Here is a 20779-nt window from a genome sequence, read left to right as displayed (position 1 = left end):
AAAGAAGATGCGAATAGCAGTTATCGGTGCGTCTGGGCGCATGGGAAAGAATTTAATTATTGCAGCCAATGAAGCAGAAGGCGTTTCTCTTGGTGCGGCGATTGTGAAAGCAGGCAGTTCACTTGTTGGTGCGGATGCCGGTGAAATTGCAGGAATTGGTAAGCTAGGGGTGGCTGCAGTGTCATCGTTAGATGCTTGTGTTGCGGATTTTGATGTGCTGATCGATTTTACAACGCCTGCGCTTACGTTAAAGAACGCCGCATTTTGCGCGCAGCATAATAAAGCCATAGTAGTCGGAACTACGGGCCTAAATGATGAAGAGAAGGCAGCATTAACGTCCTTTTCCAAACAAGCTCCCGTTGTTTTTGCGCCTAATATGAGCATCGGCGTGAATTTGACGCTGAAATTGTTAGCCACGGCCGCTGAAATCCTGGGTGATGACTACGATGTTGAAATTGTAGAAGCACATCATAGACACAAGGTGGATTCACCGTCAGGCACGGCGCTACGTATGGGTGAGGTAGTGGCCGAGGCCTTGGGGCGCGATCTGAAAGAGTGTGCAGTGTATGGTCGAGAAGGTCAGACTGGTGCACGGACACAAAAAGAAATCGGTTTTGAAACGATTCGTGCTGGTGATGTTGTTGGTGAGCATAGTGTTTGGTTTGCAACAGAAGGTGAGCGTATTGAGATTGTTCATAAAGCCAGTAGTCGTATGACCTTTGCTAAAGGTGCAGTACGTGCAGCTAAATGGCTGTCAGGTAAATCGGCGGCTATGTATGACATGCAAGATGTATTGAATTTAAAATAACGTACTGTTATTCGATACAAAAAAATGGCCGCGATTTGCGGCCATTTTTATTTGTCATTGTTATGAATGTTTCGCTGCTAATATAATAATGCGATAGTCATTACTTAGGAGATAATACATCGGCTAATTTAGATGCCTCTAATCTGCCTTTTAATTCACCTGACTTATTAATAACAGGTAAATCAAAGCGAGAGTTAAGAGAAAGTGGAATAACTTTCTGCAGCAAATCAGTTGGACGCACGGATTCAATATGATGCAAAGCGCCTTTCACGAGGGCTTCATCTTCTAGGCTCTCAAGTTTCTCTCTAGTCAGCACGCCTTGGTAGCCATCGTTATCAAATACAAAAGCATATTCTTTATTTTTAGGAAAATTAGCCTTGGCTTCTGCCGCTGTGTTAGCGACGAGCTTCTCTGTATTTGGCGTCATGATGGTTTGCACGCTTAGCGCCCTTGCTCGGTTAACATCTTTAGCAAAGGCTTGTACGTAGTCATCAGCTGGGTGGAGCATGATATCGACAGGTGTGCCAATTTGCACAAGTTTGCCATCTTTTAATACCGCAATTCTATCGCCTAAGCGTAATGCTTCATCTAGGTCATGGGTAATAAATATAATCGTCTTTTGTAGGTTTTCCTGTAGCTCTATTAGCTGTTCTTGCATGTCGCTTCGGATTAAAGGATCAAGTGCTGAAAAGGCTTCATCCATTAATAGGATTTCGGCGTCAGTACAAAGGGCGCGGGCAAGGCCTACGCGCTGTTGTTGTCCACCTGAGAGCTGTGATGGGTATTGATCTTCATAGCCTGACAAGCCGACAGCGTCTAGCCAAGAAACCGCTTTTGGTTTCCACTCAGCTCTTTTTTCACCTTTAATTAGCAAGCCATAGCCCACATTATCAAGCACGCAGCGGTGTGGCATAAGGCCAAAATGCTGGAAAACCATCGCCATTTTATGTCGGCGGAAGGTGATTAAGTCTTTTGGCGACAATTCCATGATATTTTCGCCACTCACTTTAATCTTACCGGCAGTAGGATCAATAAGGCGGTTAAAGTGGCGAATTAGCGTGGATTTTCCCGATCCGGAAAGTCCCATGATGACAAAAATTTCACCGCGTTTTACGGTTAAGTTAATATCTTGAAGACCAACCGTGTGACCGGTTTCAGCCAGTATATCTTCTTTACTTGCGCCCGCTTTTACTTTAGGTAGCACGTTATTAGGCGTTGGACCGAATATTTGATAAAGGCCTTCAATTTCTATTAATGTTTCTCGGTTATTATCCATTCTCAGTTCCTTCCATATGTCTTTGCGCGCGTTTTGCATAGGTCTGAGAAACACGATCGAAAATAATGGCAAGTGCTACAATCGCAAGGCCATTTAGTAGCCCGAGAGTGAAGTACTGGTTAGTGATAGATTTCAATACAGGTTGTCCTAAGCCTTTAACACCGATCATGGAAGCAACCACAACCATTGCTAGTGCCATCATGATAGTTTGGTTTATTCCTGCCATGATAGTTGGCATTGCTAAAGGGATTTGAACGCCAAAAAGTCGTTGAGTTGCTGTAGCGCCATAAGCCGTTGCCGCTTCTAACGTATCTTTGTTTACTAGGCGTATGCCTAAATTTGTTAAGCGAATCACAGGAGGGATCGCATAAATGATGACTGCGATAACGCCAGGAATTTTACCAATACCCAGCAGCATAACCACAGGAATTAGATACACAAACGCCGGCATGGTTTGCATGATGTCGAGGAGAGGGGTGATGATTGACCTCGCTCTATCCGATCGCGCCATCAAAATACCAATAGGTATGCCAATGCAAATAGAAAGAATCGTACAGACAGTAATGATGCTTAGGGTTCGCATCGTATTTTCCCACATACCAAAATAGCCGATGGCGAGAAACGAGGCGAGAACGCCGGCACATAATTTCCATGATCTTGTTGCAGCAAAAACTAACCCAACAATAACCGCTAATACAATCCACCAAGGTGTTTGTATTAAAAGGTGTTCGAACCACACGAGGAAATGTAAAAGTGGGTTAAAAAAGTCTTCGATTGACTGACCGTAGGCGCGGGAAAAGGATCGGTAGGCGCCATCGAGAGTTTGTCGTATTGCCAGAAGGTCTCGTCGGCTCATGTCTGGAAATTCTGTTAACCAGGAGCTGTCTATCATAATGAATTCTCAAAGAGTAAAACAAAAGAATGGGCTACACACTTGTATAGCCCATTCAATCTCAACCAGTTATAGCTTGTCGAGCGCTTTTTCAAGTTTTGCTTGAACGTCCTTATTTACCCATTTAGACCAAATGTCTTTATGGTTCAACATGAAGTTTTCAGCTGCGTATTGACCGTCTGCTTGGTTGTCTTCCATCCATGCTAACAATTTGTTCATTTGTGCATTTGTGAAAGAGCGCTTAGCAATATAGGCATAAGCCTTAGGATCTTTTTTAGCAAACTCCGTCGTTGTTACACTGTAAACAGGAGAGGGTGGAAACATGGTTACTTTTGGATCTAGGCAGTCATCTTTGGTAATACAATTAATGTATTCTTTAGGGTGAACACCTGAGCCAAAGTCTACTTTCACCATTTTGTATTTACCTAATATAGCAGTTGGTGCCCAGTAATAGCCAAACCAAGGTTCTTTGCGTTCATAGGCGCGACTCAAAGAGCCAGATAAACCGGCAGAAGAGCCTGGGTTAATCAATTCGAAGCCAGCGTCTTTTAGCTTAAGAGCTTTAAATAGATTACCTGAAGATATTTGGCAGCCCCATCCTGGCGGGCAACCATAAAATGCCGATACAGAGCTGTCTTCTGGGTTAGGGAATTCTTTCGCGTGCTTGATAATGCCTTGAATAGTTGCCAGTGACGGGTCTTTATCTACCATGTATTTAGGAACCCAAAAACCTTCTTCACCGCCATCAGATAAAGAGGCGCCGGCAATGCTAAGACGTTTCTCTTTAACTCCGCGATCAATCAGTTCTTGAACGGCGTTAGTCCACATTTCAGGCGCTATATCTGGTTGACCTTTTTCAATCATGGATGTACTGGTTGGCATGGTGTCACCGGGAATTAAGTCCGCGTTACAATCAAAGCCATTATTCAAAATAAATTTATCAACATTCGCCATTAACGACGCTGAGTTCCAGTTCATTTCTGCAATTTGAACCTTGCCGCATTTGTCTGCTGCTGCAAATGAGGAGGTAGCGGCAAGCGTTAAAATTCCCGCAATAATACTTTTGGTATACATGATTAGGTTCCTGTTGTGATTTTTAATTATTAGTCATCAAACTAAAATTAGTTTACACGTCTAATGGATTTTATCAAATATTTGTCATATTTATGGAGAAAAAGGATTCTTTATGCGGAAAAAATGGGATAAATAAGAACTGTTTTCAGTTAGGTTGTGCTTTTTTTGAGCAAAAAAAAGCTCACCATCTTGCGTTGGTGAGCTTTCTATTAGCTAAATAGAGCTATAAATTTGGGGAGTTTATGTCCAATAATGGGGCTGCATCAAGGCCTTCTGCATCCATCATAATCGCAATTCTTTGTAATGAAGAGAGCACTTGAGTTTGTTCCCATCCTTGTAAAGATTCAAATTCACCGATGAATTTTTCATGTAGCAAAGGAGGGGTGGTTTTCAAAATTGATCGACCAGCCTCTGTGAGCCTTGCATTAACAATGCGTTTATCTTTTTGTACACGAACACGCTCTACTACTTTCCTATCCTCTAGGCGGTTTAGGATGGTGGTAACTGTCGCTTGGCTCAGTGAAACGCTGTCTGAAATTTTGCGGACAGTGACATCCCCCAGTTCTTCTATTGAACGAAGAACCATAATTTGAGGGATCGTAAGACCGCACGCCTTTACAACTCGTTTCGATTGTAAGTCTGTGGCGCGGATGATTCGTCTTAAGTGAACCAGCACATCGTGTAAGTGTTGAGGGTCTGACATCTTGCTTGTATTTCCATTAAAATTTTTGCAGATTATATGCTTTCAAAGGCATCTATTAAACTCTTTATAATTAATAACTTTAGCCAAGTAATGCTTTTATAAGATAAATAATTTATAGCTCTAATGATAGTGGTTATTTTATAAATAGGAAAGTTAATCGCTTCTTAGTGCTTAATGGAAAAAATGAAAATCTAAATGCCGTTATCTCATGTTTTTTAACTCTGAGAATGCGGCAATAGCGGCTATACGCGTTGTTTTATAATCAATGATAGGCAGCGAATAACCGCACTCTAATCTTTGAGAATGAGATGGATTATGAATGGATTTTGCATCCAAATCTTTTAGCTCGGGAACAAATCGACGGATAAAATCACCATTTGAATCATAGGTTTCTGATTGACGAGTTGGGTTAAATACTCTGAAATAAGGGGCCGCATCACATCCAGTTGATGCGCTCCATTGCCAGCCGCCATTGTTGGATGAAAATTCGCCATCAATAAGGTGTTCCATAAAATACTTTTCGCCTTTTCTCCAATCAGCAAATATTAATTTACTTAAAAAGCTTGCTGCAATCATACGCAGACGATTGTGCATCCAGCCAGTTTGATTCAGCTGTCTCATGGCTGCATCTACAATTGGAAAACCTGTATTTCCTTGGGTCCATGCGAGAAATAATGATTCATCTTGGTTCCACCGAATAAAATCAGTTTCTGGCTTGAAAGGTTTGCCCATGGCAAGAAATGGGAAGTTCCCCATTAACTGGCGATAAAAATCACGCCAAGCGAGCTCTTTTAACCAAATGCTGTCTTTCCAATTACCGCCTTTATTGTCACAAGCGTACTGAATAGCAAATAAACACTCCCTTGGCCCCAGCGCCCCTAAAGCAAGATAAGGTGATAGCGAACTTGTGCCAGGAGTAGCTGGGTAGTTACGTTGCTCTTGATAGCGCTCTTCTTTTGTATAACAAAAATGCCATAATTTTTGTTGGGCTTCCTCTTGATCTGGCGCCCAAATGTCTTCTCTGTATGTTGTTGCCCAGCGAATATCTGGTTCGACATATTCAATAGCTGTATTTTGGACTTTAGGTTTTGGCAGTGGCTGCCAGTCTTGAGCAGACAGCAGTGTCAACCAGCGTTTAAAGAACGGTGTAAAGATTTTGAATGGTGTTCCTTGTTGGCTTAAAACGGGATTTGGTACCATTAAATCGGTATTTTGTGGGTGCGTTTTAATACCTTGGGTGCCTAGTTGTATACTAACTTTCTGATCTCTTTGTTGCTCATGAATCGGAATGTCCTGATTAAACCAAACGTGTTTGATTTCATGAGTTAAGCAATAAGATTCAAGAGCGCCTGGTATGTCATGAAAGCTTGCCACCGTGATTAAGTCAGCGGGAATCCCAAAGCTGGCTAGTTTTCTAAAAAGCGTACGAATTAAACCTGCACGTAAACTGGTTTTAGCGCTGGATTCATTGTGTATTTTCCACTGTTCCGGTGTGGCAGTTACCACAACACGAATGTTGCCTTCTAACGCCGCATAATACAGCGCTGGATTATCTAACCAGCGCAGGTCATTACGTAGCCATACTAATTGTTTGATGTCCATTTTAGCGTCCTCAGATAGCATTTCGAATCCCTAGCGCGCTCGGATAAGGGGCAAAGTATCGTTGCTCTTTGACGTACTGACTGCCGTAGTGACTCAAGTAGTGATTAAGCAAAGTAATAGGTGTTGCTAGATTCACTTCACCGCGACGGTATTGCTCGATCACACCGAGAATGTCCTTGCGAATTGAAACATCCACAGAACGCTTTAAATAACCGACCAAATGCATCAATGCATTGCAGTGATTTTTACGTTTTGCAGGCTTTGATAACGTGGTCATAAAAGCGTGAAAATAAGCGTCTTTTAGCTCCACAAGTGACCTAGGATCATTCCCTGAAAGCATTTTTCCTAGCATCTTGTAGGCTGGTTGCGAGTGAGCCATGACAAGGTATTTATAGCGGCTGTGAAACTCAATCAAGGATTTCATGCTTGGTGCGATTTCTACGCAATGGCGAAATTCGTGATGGGCAAAAACACGCATCAAAAAGTTTTCTTTTAGTAACGGGTCATTCAGTCGACCATCTTCTTCTACTGGCAATAGTGGATAGCGCTCTCTCAAAGCTTTCGTAAATAAGCCAGAGGTGCGTTGCATGTGAGGGTGGCCATTCTCTTGATACACTTTAATACGTTCTAGGCCGCAGCTTGGTGAATTTTTCATCAGTATATAGCCATCTAAATGAGCAAGCTTATCAATGTAAGGAAGGCTTGCTTCCATAAAAGTGTGGGTAATGTCTCCGCCTTTTTGGTTTGAGTAAGTCATGCGAGGGTCTTGTGGATTGCCTTCTAAACGTAGTGTCGGTCTTGGCGTTCCAAACCCAGCAGCCACTTCAGGACAAAACTTCTGATAGTCAAAATAATCACTTAAAGTGGCGTCACAATAATCTGATCGGCTGTGACCACCATTGAAACGCACATTGTCACCAAGTAAGCAGGCACTTATTCCTACCGGAATTTTGTGCTGTAACTTGTCTGCAGAGAAAGAGTCTTCTGAAATGTGTTTTGTTGTTGTCATGTTGTTCTCCAAACCGAATTATTAGTGGCGCTTACGTTTAGATGGTGCGTGGTGCTTTTAATCGCAAATTTCGTTTATATTCTTGTACATCTTAATTTCTTGTATCACTTCTTGTTGTACAATATAGACTTCTGTATAATAAATGCAACATTATTGTACAAAAAAATAAATGTACAATATTTTCGTCTTAATTGAAGAATCTCAAATAGCTGAATTATTTTTATTGAGATGAAGTAGTGACAGCCCCTTAACCGAAGAAGGAAGTAAGAGAGTGAGCCAAGATGAAAGAGAATGGGGTATGGAAGAGAAGCAAGCGTATTTTCCGATCCGTATACTATCTACCAAAACTGGCGTGAACTCCGTTACCTTAAGGGCATGGGAGCGGCGTTATGGCTTACTTAAGCCTAAGCGCACAGAGAAAGGTCATCGTCTTTATAGTGAGGAGGATGTGACTCGAGTTGACGCTATTGTTCGTTGGATTAACCAAGGGGTAGCGGTCAGTAAAGTAAGAGCGTTACTTGATCAAAATGAGAATATTGAAAATGTAATACCAGCGGACGAATGGCTTGAGTGGCAAGCCGCGCTAGTTCATATGTCTCTGCATTTTGAAGAAGATAAAATAGAACATCTTTATCAGCAGATTTTTTCTCAATATCCTCCTTTAGTTGCTATTCAAAACTGGATACTACCAAGCTTAAAGCAGTTAGGTGTAAGTGTTCATGGACGTTTTTGTGAGGCGGTTCTTACTCGTAGCTTAACGAATAGATTGTCATCGCTTAAAAATCAACACACGGCTGCTCCGATACTACTGATAACAGGGCTGTCAGGTCAGCAGACACTATGGTGTTACATGACATCCGCTATTTTGAGTGATCATGGCTATTCTTGCCGAGTGCTGCCTAATATGTCGTCAGATCAAGATTGGCAGGATTTAATAAAGGGAATTAATCCAGCGGGTGTTGTGGCTTTTTGTGAGAGTGAGTTAGCCTCAAGATCGGCTGAGTTAATGGCGTCTTTGGCAGAGTGGGGGAAACCTATTTCACTTATTGGTGCCAGTTTTTGGTTGGCGGTGAACAGTAGAAAAATGACAAGTTTCAAGCAGGTGAGTGTTCATTCAGAGGCTTTAGAGGGAGTGGCTGCTATCCTTGATAAAGCGGTCTTGATTAAATAAAAAAACTATCATACTGATATTTATAATATATTTTTTATATTAAAGGGTTTCCAGTAATCTTAGTGAATAAATTACTAGGAGACTTACATGACTAAGACTTTAACCTTTGCGGCTATGCACTTCAGTATTGCTTTTACGGTTGCTTACTTAATAACAGGCAGTTTTGTGGTGGGTGGAATACTTGCCATTGTCGAGCCAGCCGTTAATACCGTTGCGTTTTATTTCCATGAGAAAATCTGGACTAAATATGCAAAATCACCTGCTAAGCGATCGTTCAATAACGCTTGGCAAGCAACAAGTGAAAGTTATGCATTAAGAGCAATGTAGCTTTTCTTAAAAATGTACAAGGTCAATGATGAGTTTTCAAAAAAAATCCCAACTAACCTATGCTAGTTGGGATTTTTACGTTTATTAAGTGTAATTATAGATTCAAGTAAAATACAACCGCGATAGCGATCGGTGCAATGAAGCGAATCGCAAAACGCCAAAAGGCATAAAAAACCTCTGAAATACTAAGCTCTTCTTTAGAAAATTGACTCTTCACTAACCAACCAGCAAAGATCGCTGTCAAAATACCGCCAAGAGGCATCATGATATTCGCTGTTACATAGTCTAAGAAGTCGAATGTGTTTTTACCGAAGATAGTGAAACCACTCATAAAGCTGAAAGAACCAAGACACGCAATGCCCAATGCCCAAACAACGACGCCTAGAGCAATAGATGCTTTCCAGCGTGCCATTTTAAAGCGCTCAACTAGGTAAGCAACAGTCGGTTCCATTAGAGAAATTGCAGAAGTCCAAGCAGCAACACCCACTAGAATAAAGAATAGGAAGCCAAAGAATTGGCCGCCTGGCATTTGCCCAAAGGCAACAGGCAAGGAAATAAACATCAGACCTGGGCCTGCTGCTGGATCCATTCCGTTAGCAAAAATAATAGGGAAAATACATAGGCCAGCGACTAATGCTACTAAGGTGTCTAATGCACCAATGGCTAGTACTGTTCTGCCGATTGAACCCTGCTTTGGCATATAAGAGCCATAAGCCATGATAGTGCCCATACCAAGTGATAGGGTAAAGAAGGAGTGCCCAAGAGCAACCAATACAGAATCCCAAGTTAACTTGCTAAAGTCAAAATCAAACATGAAGTGCCAACCAGCGGAGAAACCATCGGTTGTTATTGCGTAGCAAAATAGTACGAATAATAGGATGAATAATGCAGGCATCATAATGCGGGTGGCTAATTCAAGGCCTTTGTTTACGCCTCGGGCAACCACGATAATTGTCATAATGGTGAACAATGTATGCCAGCCAAGTAAGGTCATTGGGTCTGCTAGCAGGGCATTGAAAGCGGCGCCGGCTTGATCGGAATTAACGCCAGCTAATTCACCAGTTGCCATCGCTTTTATATAGTGAAGTACCCAGCCAGCTACAACTGAGTAAAAGGAAAAGATAAGTGCGCCAGAAAGCATCCCCATCATGCCAATTAATCCCCAAGCGCGAGACTTTCCAGATTCTTCAGCAACATCTTCCAACGCATGAACGGGGTTTTTGCGAGCTCGACGACCAATGAAGACTTCTGTCATCATGATTGGAATACCTACTAGCAAAATACAGATAAGGTAAACGAGCACAAAAGCTCCCCCGCCATTTTCACCTGTAATGTAAGGAAATTTCCAAATATTGCCTAAACCAACAGCAGACCCTGTTGCGGCCATAATAAAAATCCAGCGACTCGCCCACGAGCCTTGGATGGATGTTTTTTCTTGCATAAAAAATCTCTAAATAGTTGAAAATAAAATAAATAAACAGCGAATAAAGTTTCTTCTTGTTAAGACCTTTCAATAATTCCCACTTTATTTAAGAGGTCTATTTTGAGGGGATACTTTATTTAGGGGCGAGATTTTCCGAATTTTGAACGCATCATGCAACAAAAAATGACATTTTTTTACCCAAAAATGAAGAATCTTGATATTTCGTGCTAAGCGAGTGATAGCAAGGTATAGAGATGTATTACGTTAAAATTCATTCCACAACAAAACATTAGTGCTGTAAATAAGTTCTGGACATAAAGTTTTAAATCGCTAGAATGCTTAGACATCAAATCAATCGACTGCTTTCAATTCTAATTTTACAGACATATTCGCTTTATTTAGGGCGATTTTTTGTATCTTAAGCTGCGTCCACATTGATTTATTGTTTTGTTGTCTAATGGGTAAAGGTATGACAGTAGAAAAGTTAGAGCTAAAAAAACCGAGTGCACTAGATGGAATGTTCGTTAATCAATTGGTTGCCGATTGTTCCCCACTAGATACTAATTCGGTTTATTGCAACTTACTTCAATGTGATCATTTTAGTGACACAAGTATTGCGGCACGTGCAGATAACGTGCTGGTGGGATTTATTTCCGGCTACTTAGTCCCCTTGAAAACAGACACATTATTTGTGTGGCAGGTTGCTGTGGGCGAATCTGCTCGCGGAAAAGGGCTTGCGAAGAAGATGTTGACCTCTATTTTAGAGCGCTCGATCTGCGCTGAGGTCCACTACATTGAAACCACAATCACGAAATCAAATGCAGGTTCATGGGCGCTTTTTAGAAGCTTAGCAAAACAGCTAAATGCTCCATTAGAAGAATCGGTTAAGTTTGATGAAAACACGCATTTCCAAGGTAAGCATGACACAGAATATTTGGTTCGTATCGGTCCTTTTTAAATAAGGCGTCCTGATCCCTGTTTTGTATTGATTACCGTAATTTAACGTTAAGAGAAGCCATAGTATGAAAATTTTTGAAGAACTTGAGTCAGAAGTACAATCCTACGCACGAGCATTTCCACGTATTTTTCATCGTGCACAAGGCGCGCATTTATTTGATGAAGATGGCAATAAATATATCGATTTTCTGGCGGGTGCTGGCACTCTAAACTATGGCCATAATAATCCAATATTCAAAGAAAAATTGATTGAATACATCATGGAAGACGGTATTACCCATGGTCTAGATTTACACACCAAGGCCAAAGCGGCATTCATGGAAAGCTTTAATGAAAACATTCTGAAGCCACGTAAACTCCAGTACATGATGCAATTTACTGGACCAACAGGTACCAATGCAGTAGAAGCTGCTCTGAAGTTAGCGCGTAATGTTACTGGCCGTGAAAACATCGTTAGTTTCACTAATGGTTTCCATGGTTGTAGTTTGGGGGCGCTGTCAGTAACAGGTAACTCTCATCACCGTGGTGCAGCAGGGACGAGTCTTGGCGCTGGTGTTTCTACCGTACCTTTTGATGGCTATCTAGGTGATGGTATCGAAACCACAGAATATTTAGATAAGGTGCTAACCGATTCCAGTAGTGGTGTTGATCTTCCAGCTGCTGTCATTGTTGAAACGGTACAAGGCGAGGGTGGCATCAATGCAGCTAGCTTTGGTTGGTTACAAAACTTAGAAGCCGTTTGTAAAAAACACGATGTGTTGATGATTGTTGATGATATTCAAGCGGGCTGTGGCCGAACTGGTACTTTCTTTAGTTTTGAAGACGCTGGCATTACCCCAGACATTGTTACCATGTCTAAATCCTTGAGTGGTTATGGTTTGCCATTTGCCGTGGTTCTTATGAAGCCTGAGCTTGATGAATGGAAACCTGGTGAGCACAACGGTACTTTCCGTGGTAATAACTTAGCGTTTGTTACCGCGAAAGCGGCCATTGATACCTTCTGGAAAGACGATGCGTTCGAAAAAGACATTAAGCGCAAAGGCGATTACATTCATACCCGCACTCAGGCCATCGTTGATCAATATGGTGAAGGCAACTTCATTCTACAAGGACGCGGAATGATGCGTGGTATTAACTGTGTGAGTGGTGAATTAGCCAGTAAAATTACTAAAAAATGCTTCCAGAATGGTCTGATGATAGAAACATCAGGCGCAGATGATCAGGTTGTGAAGTTTTTATGTCCGCTGATTATTAGTGATGACGTTCTTAAAGAGGGTATCGATATTCTTGAAAATGCCATTCGTGAAATCTGTGCTAAAGAAGACGATATGCCAGAAGCGAAAAGCTATTTTGATGAAAACTATGACATCGCCGTCTAGTTTCTTTTCTTAAGACATCGGCGACATAACGCCGGAGTCCTCCCTCTTGAGTGAAACAGATAGTAAGCTCGAAACCTCAAGTTTCTTTCGGTAGTTATTTATCTACCTGCATTTAATTGATCTAACGATCATAAGGAGAACAGAATGTTTGCACGTGATTTAGCAGAATGCGAAAAGACCGATCGCCGTGTTGTATCCCCAGATGGTAATTGGGAGAGTACTCGACTTTTATTGAAAGAAGACAACATGGGCTTTTCTTTTCATATTACGACGATTTATGAAGGTAAAGATTTTGATATGCATTACCAGAATCATCTTGAGTCTGTGTACTGTATTTCAGGTGAAGGTGAAGTAGAGAGTCGTGAAACGGGTCAAAAACACCAGATTAAACCGGGTGTGGTTTATGTGCTAGATAAACACGATGCGCATACCTTGCGAGCGTTTAAAGAACTTAAATTGGCGTGCGTTTTTAATCCGCCGATTACTGGTGATGAAGTACACAACTCTGAAGGCGCCTACGAGCTTCTTGATTAAGGTTTCGTTAAGTAAAAACTAGTGTCATAAATAAGAGGATAATAAAAGGAGGAGCGAAATGACTAAGCAGGTAGGTCTCTTTAATAAAGAGTTACTTGGTAGAGAAAAAGATGATTACCCATCTAGAATATACCAAGAGCCTAAGCAATGTCGTCGCCAAGATCCAGTTATTCATTCTCATGATCATGAAAAAGCGCCTTTAGATAAGGCGCTTTTAGATCACTACGAGAAAAACGGTTTTTTATTCCTAGATCATCTTTTTGATGAAGATGAAATTGCACAGATGCAGATACAAATGCAAACACTGCGTGATGATAAGCGAATAAAGGATCGAGAAGAAAGTATCACCGAAGCACGCAGTGGTGATATTCGCTCTGTTTTTGATGTGCATAAGCTCAATAATTCCTTTAACAAAATAGCCCAAGATCCACGCCTGATTCGCGTTGCTGAGTATCTACTTGGTGATCAAGTGTATCTACATCAAACTCGTTTGAATTATAAGCCAGGGTTTCGTGGTCAAGAGTTTTATTGGCACTCAGATTTTGAGACTTGGCATGTTGAAGACGGAATGCCAAGAATGCGGGCGCTGAGTATGTCTATTACACTGACTCCGAATGATCATAATAATGGTCCGCTATTAGTGATTCCAGGTTCTCATCATACTTTTGTGTCCTGCGTGGGGGAAACCCCAGAAGAAAATTATCGATCCTCGCTTAAAAAACAAAACGTAGGTGTCCCTGACGATCAATCTCTACAAAATATGGTAGAGGCAGCAGGTATAACACCTGCAATCGGCCAACCAGGTAGAGTAATCTTATTCGATTGCAACCTAATGCACGGCTCGAATGGTAATATTTCACCATCACCTAGGTCGAATCTTTTCTTAGTTTATAACGCCATATCGAATCGTATTTCTCGACCATTTGGTCAACAACGAGAGCGACCAGAATACATTGCTGCGCGCGGAACAATTAAGCCTCTAAAAAGTATCTTTTGTACTTAATTTTTGACATACCTTGTGACACTATTAGCGTCAGATTTTGAACATGGCTGGAGTCACTTTTCAGCCCTTTAATTTATTAGGTTAAATAATGGGACTACATACAGTTGAAAAAATCGGTGGTACGTCCATGAGTGACTACCAATCGGTTCGAGACAATATAATTTTTAAACCCGTTCAAACGGACGACTTATATAAGCGCATTTTTGTTGTATCGGCCTATGGCGGTATGACAGATAAGCTACTTGAGCATAAGAAAACCGGTGAACCTGGCGTTTATGCATTATTTGCTCAAGACAGAAAGCAGGACTCATGGTCTGCTGCATTGCAAGACGTTTACGATTCGATGCTAGCAATCAATGCCTCTTTATTCGAAGGTGAGTTGTTGCACAAAGCCAATGACTTTATACATCATCGATTACAAGACGCTCGCGAATGCTTAGATGATCTGCATCGCTTATGTCAGCATGGCCATTTTTCGATTAGTAAGCATTTATCGACAGTACGTGAAATGTTAGCCAGTATTGGTGAAGCACACAGTGCTTGGAATACCGCTACCTTGCTACAGCGTGATGGTGTAAATGCGGTGTTTGTTGATCTAACGGGCTGGAATAATACTCAGCATGTAATGTTAGATGAGCGTATATCAGAGACTTTTAAAAGTATCGATTTAGATACTCAGCTACCCATTGCAACCGGTTACGCTCATAGTGAAACAGGCTTAATGTCGACCTTCGATCGTGGTTACAGCGAAATGATCTTTAGCCGTATCGCGGTATTAACAGAAGCGCGTGAAGCGGTTATTCATAAAGAATTTCATTTAAGTAGTGCGGACCCTCGTTTGGTTGGTGAAAATAAAGCCGTTCCCATTGGACGCACTAACTACGATGTGGCTGATCAGCTGGCAAATTTAGGCATGGAAGCTATCCATCCAAAAGCGGCAAAAGGCCTTCGCCAAAACAATATCGCATTGCGTGTAAAAAACACTTTTGAACCAGAGCACACAGGCACATTGATTACTGGCGATTATGTTAGTGATGAGCCATGTGTTGAAATTATTGCGGGTTCTCGTGGTGTGTTTGCTGTCGAGTTATTTGATCAAGATATGTCTGGCGAAATTGATCTGTTTGACGTGTCTATTCTGAAAGTACTACGCCAGTTTAATATTCATATTATCGCCAAGGATATTAACGCCAATACGATCACTCACTACTTAGCCATTAACTTGAAGATTCTAAAGCGGTTGATGAGAGTGCTTCATGAGCAATTTCCTGATGCGGAAATCACTCAACGTAAAGTGGCCATTGTTTCAGCGATTGGCAGTGATATGAAAACGACCGGTATGTTGGCAAAAGCAGTAAAAGCCATTGCTGATCAAGGCGTTAACGTCATCGCTATGCACCAATCAATGCGTCAAGTAGATATGCAATTTGTTGTTGATGAAGAAGATTACGAAAGAGCCATTTGTAGTCTTCATAAAGAGCTTGTTGAAGTCTACGAACATGGTCGTGCTATTTGCCTTGCTTCTTAATTTGATTACTCAATAGTCGCAAGCGCTACTATATGGTTATTCATGGTTATTCGTACAAAAACCGATCATTAAATGATCGGTTTTTTTATGCGGTGTATTATTGTTTTATCTAAACTAACGCTAAGTGGATCAAGTAGATTTTATTAGCAAAGCTTAGATGTTTTTGACGATAAGATCCGCTTGATCAAAATCTTTTTCCGTCATTGGTTTGCTTACATAATAGCCTTGTCCAAATTCGCATTGAAAAGATTCCAATATTGCCCATTGCTCTTTGGTTTCTATTCCTTCGGCTAATACTTTAATACCCAGTTTATGAGCCATCGCAACAATCGCTTCCACAATTTGTCTATTGGTTTGATCTTTTTCTAGATCTACCACAAAACTACGATCAATTTTAAGCAGAGTGATAGGGAGATTCTTCAGCTGTCCTAATGAAGAGTAGCCGGTGCCAAAATCATCAATGGCAATGCATATCCCCATGTCTTTGAATGCTTGAAGTGTGGTTTTGGCTAAAGCAACATCTTTTAATAAGGCCGTTTCCGTTATTTCTACGCCAAGCCATTGTGCAGGGACTTGGTGTTTATCAAGTAGCGTTTTTACGACAGAAACAAAATTCGGATCAGCGAGTTGCAAAGAAGACAGGTTCACATGCAGTAAAATGTACGGAAGCCCTTTTTCTCTTCGTCTTGCTAAATAAGAAATTCCATTCTCTAGTACCCATTGGCCAATTTTAATAATGTGTCCAGTACTTTCGGCAAGCGCCATGAAATGATCTGGAAGGGTTAATCCATTTTTAGGATGGTTCCAACGAATGAGTGCTTCAGCACCAAAAACTTGTTTTGTTTTTAAATCAAACTGTGACTGATAATAGAGTTCGAATTCATTGTTTTGTAATGCTTTCGATAGATCTGCTTCTGCTTCTGCTAGGTTTTGTGCTTTAGTTCTCATTTCGTGATTGTAGAAGCTATATCGATTTTTACCGTTCTGCTTTGCTTGGTAAAGCGCAATATCTGCATTTTGCATGATAGTAATAAGGCTATCACCGTGTTCAGGTATCATCGCAATACCTAAAGACGTGCTGAGGATAAACTCTCGGGAAGCAATTTCTAGAGGAGCGTGAATATGAGTTAAAATTCGTTCAGCGTGCTTTTTTGCCTCTTGTTTGTTTTTGATATTACATAATAAGATACCAAATTCATCACCGCCTAAGCGCACTACTTTGTCGGTTTCACGACACAGATTATGTAGTCTTTGCGCAACAATCTCGAGAACCTTATCGCCTACATCATGGCCAATTGTGTCATTAATTCGCTTAAAGTTATCTAAGTCAAAGTAAATGAAAGCCGCATTTTCTTGCCGCTTTTGGCTGTCGCTCAAAAGTGATGGAAGATAGTCATTAAGATAGCGGCGATTAGGTAAATTCGTTAGTGGGTCTTTGTAAGCGAGACTTTGTAGTTCGGTTGTTTTCTCTTTGACCAATTTTCTAAGGCGGAAAGGTTGTATCAAAATTCCATAGAGGGCTAAAGCAATAAAAAAGCCGGAAAGAACACTTAAAAAATAACCTGAAACCGAATTGTCTTTTAGACGATCGTTTAGATCACGGCTGATCTTAAGATCCCATACACCGACAGGTAAGTGGATTTTCGTTGTTGCGACGATGTTAGTAAGAGGCTTTTTTGAGTGCGAAAAAACAATCGTTTTTTTGCTGTCGGGGTGTACACGTGAGAGAGAATATCGATACCCATCTTTCTCAAGGTCTTTAAGACGAGTGGATTCCAAAAGGTCATCAAGGTTAATCACCGCAGAAATAAAGCCCCAAAATAACTCTCTTTGAGTCCCTTTAAATAAATAGGCTGGTGAGCGGCTTATTATCGCTATACCGCCTTGTACAAGAGAAATTGGGCCGATAGCGATAATTTTGTGTTCTTCTATAGCAATAAGCGCGGCTTCACGATATTTGGGGTCTGCAAAAATGTCTAATCCGATCGCGGACTCATTTCCTTTCAAAGGATATATTTGCTCAATAATGCCATTTGGTGCGAGTTGGAGACTGGATATACCCCCAATAGAATTTATAAGATTTTTAGCATAACTGTGAAAATCGTTAAATGTGCCATTATGTTGCTCTACTTCAATGGCTAATATTTGCGTAGAGGTAAACGCCGTAGTTAAGCGTCGTTCCAATGCCGATGCTTGCGTTCGAGAAATGCCGTTCAAAAGCAACTTTTGCTCTTTTACAATCGCCTTATTAGAAGATTGGGTCCAATAAATGCCAGCGAGTGCAATAGCCAAGAATACAATGCAGGATATAAAGGCAGCGATGGGCTGTTTGAACTCGGCTCTTATCAAAAAAACATCCTTATATACACTATGAGCCAGGCCCACAAAATTTTATGTTAGGTCATTATAAAGTACCTATTCTTTAATAATAGACGGCTGAGCTCAAAGTTGTCTATTAATAAGAAAAACTATTAGTAATGAAATACTTGAGAATGGAAGAGCCTTTTCGTAGAGGGTAATAGCGAGGGAGTATTCGATAGGCTAGGGATGAGGGAGAATGAGTAACCACACTATCTAATATAAACGCTGTAACCTGACACGTTAGACCCTTTTATTTCGGGTTTTAGCGTCTCAGGTTACAGCGGTTAAAAGGCTTATTAAGCGATGGCCATCATCACGCCAGCGGCGGCGATAACACCACCAGTGATGCGCGTGACTATAGGTGCTTCGATACGAGATATTACTTTACCGAGCCCCATGCCAACGACATGCAATAATGCTGTAGCACAGGCAAAACCAATGGCGTATTCCGCACCATGAGCGCTCAATGGCATTTCCATACCGTGTGCAGCACCGTGGAAGAAAGCGAATACGCCAGCAATCGCGGCACAAGTACCAACAGAGAAGCGAACAGATCCCACAAGCAATACGCCCATTAGGATGACAGAAAGTGCAATACCTTGCTCAACGAAAGGGACTTGCAAGCCGGCCATGCCAAATGCGCCACCAATAATCATGGTGCCAACAAAAGCAGTAGGTACTGCCCACAATGCTTTGCCTCCGATACTTACTGCCCAAAGGCCAATAGCAATCATGGCTAACAGGTGATCAAGGCCGCTCATAGGGTGCATAAACCCAGTTGAAAAGCTGGTAATGTGATCATGACCAGGATGAGCAAGCGCTAAGGTTGGTAGTGCAGCAATAAGAGTGGCTAATCCCACTTTTAGCGTATTAAAACGCATAGATAAATCTCCTAAATAAAGTAATGAATTAAACCACCGCTCTTGCGGCTGGAATAGGTTTGGATTCTAACATACCTTCGGTAATGATAAATTGAATGATTTCGTCTAAGCCTTGGGCTTTTTTCAGGTTGGAGAAGACGAAAGGGCGCTCACCACGCATCATTTTAGCGTCTCGAGCCATTACCTCTAAAGAGGCGCCGACCAAGGGGGCTAAGTCGGTTTTATTAATGATTAATAGGTCCGATTTCGTGATACCTGGGCCGCCTTTGCGTGGAATTTTATCCCCAGCGGACACATCAATTACATAAATTGTATAGTCTGATAATTCCGGGCTAAAGGTCGCGCTTAAATTGTCGCCACCACTTTCGACAAACACCACATCCAGTTCGCCGTGACGCTCTAGTAATTGATCTATTGCGGCTAAGTTCATCGACGCATCTTCACGAATTGCTGTGTGTGGGCAGCCGCCTGTTTCTACCCCCACAATACGATCAGCATCGAGAGCTTCGTGCTCAGTGAGGAATTTGGCGTCTTCTTGAGTATAAATATCGTTCGTCACAACGGCGATATTATAATGATCGCGAAGAGCAGAACACAAAGATCGCAGTAATGCGGTTTTACCGGAGCCGACAGGGCCACCGACGCCGATACGTAATGTTTGTTTTGGTTTACTCATAACATGTCCTCTTAAAATTGAAGGCTATTCCTAATAAAAATCAAGAACGAAATAGCCGTGAATATTGTGTTTCGTGCTGAGCGCTGGCAATTGCAATAGCAGGCAGTCCCGCGCCAATACGCTCTTCATCAATGGTTAACGAAGCACTAATGGCCTCGGTGATAATAGGCTGTAATTCGCCGAGCAATTCTTGTGCCTGTGTTTGACCAAGAGGCACCAACTTAGTGGCCGCGGCGATTTGGTTTTCTAACCAAGACCAGCTAAAGCCAAGAGCCGCTACATCAAAACGGATCGACCAATGGGTCGCCGTGATAGCAAACAAGGTGACAAAACTAATGTCGTCTAAGCGCTTAAAAGGCGACTCTATGCCTAAGCTGCGCATGAGGCGTGCTAAGGCTTCGCCCATTGCTGTATCGTTTAGCCTTAATTCTTTGGTTTCTCGACAGGCGAGTGACAAGTCGTTTAGCTCTAATAAGCGCGCTGTGTTTTGCTGAGCGGCCGCCATCATACACAAACGCAATACAGGCAAATCGACACGGGCCACGGACTGTTGCATCTGCAGGTTGATCCAGTCAGACACGTCGCGTTTATTGGTTACCCAGCCTTGGTCAATGGCGTATTCCATACCTTGAGAAAAGGCATAGCCACCGACTGGTAAACTGACGCTGCTTAATTGTAATAAACGTAAGAAGCTACTATCCGTGGTGGTGATGACCATGGCTATACGCTCCAGACTCAGGGACAAACACCGCATTTTCATGCGTCACAACGAGACCCAACAAATGCAGCATTTCTTCTAATACGTGATCAGGTTTAATGCGTAACCAGCGATCGCCTATTTGGATTTTTGTGTGACGATTACCTAAGTGATAGCAAGCTTTAGAAAATGCTTCCCAATTATCGCAACTTGCGTGAGCAATTTCTTCAATTGCACCTTTAATTTGCACTATTTTGTTGCACTCGCTGCGTAAAAACTCCCCAACTTGGAGCGGTTTTCCACGATCAAGGAAAACGCGCACCTCTTCATTGTTTTCGCCAACCAGTTTAAGGCGACCACGATCGCGCTGCTCATGAGTTAAAGTGACTGTGGTGTAAACGGTTTCGTGGCAATGTGTGCCTAAGCGTTGATATATATCTAGCATCTTATTTTCCTTAAGGACTTATCCTTAAACACT

At 41.8% G+C, this 20779-nt stretch carries 20 protein-coding genes; 8 read left to right on the top strand and 12 right to left on the bottom strand.

Annotated elements, in window-relative coordinates; translation table 11 throughout:
• Window positions 1-7 precede the first annotated feature (7 nt).
• Entirely contained in the window at window positions 8-808 is an 801-nt protein-coding gene (gene dapB / locus V6259_RS04910) for a 4-hydroxy-tetrahydrodipicolinate reductase (RefSeq protein WP_341583545.1), read from the top strand.
• 100 nt (window positions 809-908) lie between these two features.
• Here the strand turns inward: dapB and V6259_RS04905 are convergent, their stop codons facing one another.
• The 6 genes from V6259_RS04905 to V6259_RS04880 all read right to left on the bottom strand — a co-directional run bounded on the left by V6259_RS04905 (window position 909) and on the right by V6259_RS04880 (window position 7364).
• Window positions 909-2084 (bottom strand): quaternary amine ABC transporter ATP-binding protein, encoded by a 1176-nt coding sequence (locus V6259_RS04905; protein ID WP_341583544.1) that lies wholly within the window; start codon window positions 2082-2084, stop codon window positions 909-911.
• Window positions 2077-2976: an ABC transporter permease gene (locus V6259_RS04900; RefSeq protein ID WP_133012010.1), complete on the bottom strand. Its 900-nt coding sequence runs from the start codon at window positions 2974-2976 to the stop codon at window positions 2077-2079. Before V6259_RS04900 ends, V6259_RS04905 begins: the two co-directional genes overlap by 8 nt.
• A 69-nt stretch (window positions 2977-3045) precedes the next feature.
• The gene (locus V6259_RS04895) at window positions 3046-4050 is read right to left on the bottom strand and encodes an ABC transporter substrate-binding protein (RefSeq protein WP_341583542.1); all 1005 of its coding nucleotides are present in this window, start codon (window positions 4048-4050) and stop codon (window positions 3046-3048) included.
• Window positions 4051-4273: 223 nt separating this feature from the next.
• Entirely contained in the window at window positions 4274-4753 is a 480-nt protein-coding gene (locus V6259_RS04890) for a MarR family winged helix-turn-helix transcriptional regulator (RefSeq protein WP_133012008.1), read from the bottom strand.
• A 201-nt stretch (window positions 4754-4954) separates the two neighbouring features.
• Window positions 4955-6376 carry a cryptochrome/photolyase family protein gene (locus tag V6259_RS04885; RefSeq protein ID WP_341583541.1) on the bottom strand — a complete coding sequence of 474 codons (1422 nt, stop codon included), beginning with the start codon at window positions 6374-6376 and terminating at the stop codon, window positions 4955-4957.
• Window positions 6366-7364: a YbgA family protein gene (locus V6259_RS04880; protein ID WP_341583540.1), complete on the bottom strand. Its 999-nt coding sequence runs from the start codon at window positions 7362-7364 to the stop codon at window positions 6366-6368. The genes V6259_RS04885 and V6259_RS04880 overlap by 11 nt, the downstream gene beginning before the upstream one ends.
• A gap of 271 nt (window positions 7365-7635) precedes the next feature.
• On the opposite strand from V6259_RS04880, the gene V6259_RS04875 reads away from it, so the two are divergent.
• Both V6259_RS04875 and V6259_RS04870 read left to right on the top strand, forming a co-directional pair.
• Window positions 7636-8535, top strand: a complete 900-nt coding sequence (locus V6259_RS04875) for a MerR family transcriptional regulator (RefSeq protein ID WP_341583539.1) — start codon at window positions 7636-7638, stop codon at window positions 8533-8535.
• A gap of 87 nt (window positions 8536-8622) precedes the next feature.
• Window positions 8623-8862: a DUF2061 domain-containing protein gene (locus V6259_RS04870; protein WP_341583538.1), complete on the top strand. Its 240-nt coding sequence runs from the start codon at window positions 8623-8625 to the stop codon at window positions 8860-8862.
• Window positions 8863-8956: 94 nt separating this feature from the next.
• Here V6259_RS04870 and V6259_RS04865 read toward each other — a convergent pair whose 3' ends face one another.
• The gene (locus V6259_RS04865) at window positions 8957-10303 is read right to left on the bottom strand and encodes a sodium-dependent transporter (protein ID WP_133012005.1); all 1347 of its coding nucleotides are present in this window, start codon (window positions 10301-10303) and stop codon (window positions 8957-8959) included.
• A 451-nt stretch (window positions 10304-10754) separates the two neighbouring features.
• Here V6259_RS04865 and ectA point away from each other — a divergent pair, with 451 nt between their 5' ends.
• The 5 genes from ectA (at window position 10755) to V6259_RS04840 (ending at window position 15686) form a co-directional block, all read left to right on the top strand.
• Window positions 10755-11243: a diaminobutyrate acetyltransferase gene (gene ectA, locus V6259_RS04860; RefSeq protein ID WP_133012004.1), complete on the top strand. Its 489-nt coding sequence runs from the start codon at window positions 10755-10757 to the stop codon at window positions 11241-11243.
• 64 nt (window positions 11244-11307) lie between these two features.
• Window positions 11308-12621 (top strand): diaminobutyrate--2-oxoglutarate transaminase, encoded by a 1314-nt coding sequence (gene ectB, locus V6259_RS04855; protein ID WP_133012003.1) that lies wholly within the window; start codon window positions 11308-11310, stop codon window positions 12619-12621.
• A gap of 144 nt (window positions 12622-12765) precedes the next feature.
• Entirely contained in the window at window positions 12766-13155 is a 390-nt protein-coding gene (locus V6259_RS04850) for an ectoine synthase (RefSeq protein ID WP_341583536.1), read from the top strand.
• Window positions 13156-13213: 58 nt separating this feature from the next.
• On the top strand, window positions 13214-14158 hold the full coding sequence (gene thpD / locus V6259_RS04845) for an ectoine hydroxylase (RefSeq protein ID WP_341583535.1): 945 nt from the start codon (window positions 13214-13216) through the stop codon (window positions 14156-14158).
• 88 nt (window positions 14159-14246) lie between these two features.
• Entirely contained in the window at window positions 14247-15686 is a 1440-nt protein-coding gene (locus V6259_RS04840; protein ID WP_133012001.1) for an aspartate kinase, read from the top strand.
• 153 nt (window positions 15687-15839) lie between these two features.
• On the opposite strand, the gene V6259_RS04835 is transcribed toward V6259_RS04840, so the two are convergent.
• From V6259_RS04835 to ureE, 5 genes are all read right to left on the bottom strand, one after another.
• Window positions 15840-18035, bottom strand: coding sequence for a bifunctional diguanylate cyclase/phosphodiesterase (locus V6259_RS04835; protein WP_341583534.1), 2196 nt, complete (start codon window positions 18033-18035; stop codon window positions 15840-15842).
• Window positions 18036-18343: 308 nt separating this feature from the next.
• Window positions 18344-18928, bottom strand: a complete 585-nt coding sequence (locus V6259_RS04830) for a HupE/UreJ family protein (RefSeq protein ID WP_341583533.1) — start codon at window positions 18926-18928, stop codon at window positions 18344-18346.
• Between the two features lie 28 nt (window positions 18929-18956).
• Entirely contained in the window at window positions 18957-19604 is a 648-nt protein-coding gene (ureG, locus tag V6259_RS04825; RefSeq protein WP_341583532.1) for an urease accessory protein UreG, read from the bottom strand.
• A gap of 40 nt (window positions 19605-19644) precedes the next feature.
• The gene (locus tag V6259_RS04820; protein WP_341583531.1) at window positions 19645-20322 is read right to left on the bottom strand and encodes an urease accessory protein UreF; all 678 of its coding nucleotides are present in this window, start codon (window positions 20320-20322) and stop codon (window positions 19645-19647) included.
• Entirely contained in the window at window positions 20300-20746 is a 447-nt protein-coding gene (gene ureE / locus V6259_RS04815) for an urease accessory protein UreE (RefSeq protein WP_341583530.1), read from the bottom strand. Before ureE ends, V6259_RS04820 begins: the two co-directional genes overlap by 23 nt.
• Window positions 20747-20779: the final 33 nt, after the last annotated feature.

The organism is Marinomonas sp. TI.3.20, assembly GCF_038155025.1.
GTDB classification, from domain to species: Bacteria; Pseudomonadota; Gammaproteobacteria; order Pseudomonadales; family Marinomonadaceae; genus Marinomonas; species Marinomonas flavescens.
This window is presented reverse-complemented; position numbering and strand designations above follow the sequence as displayed.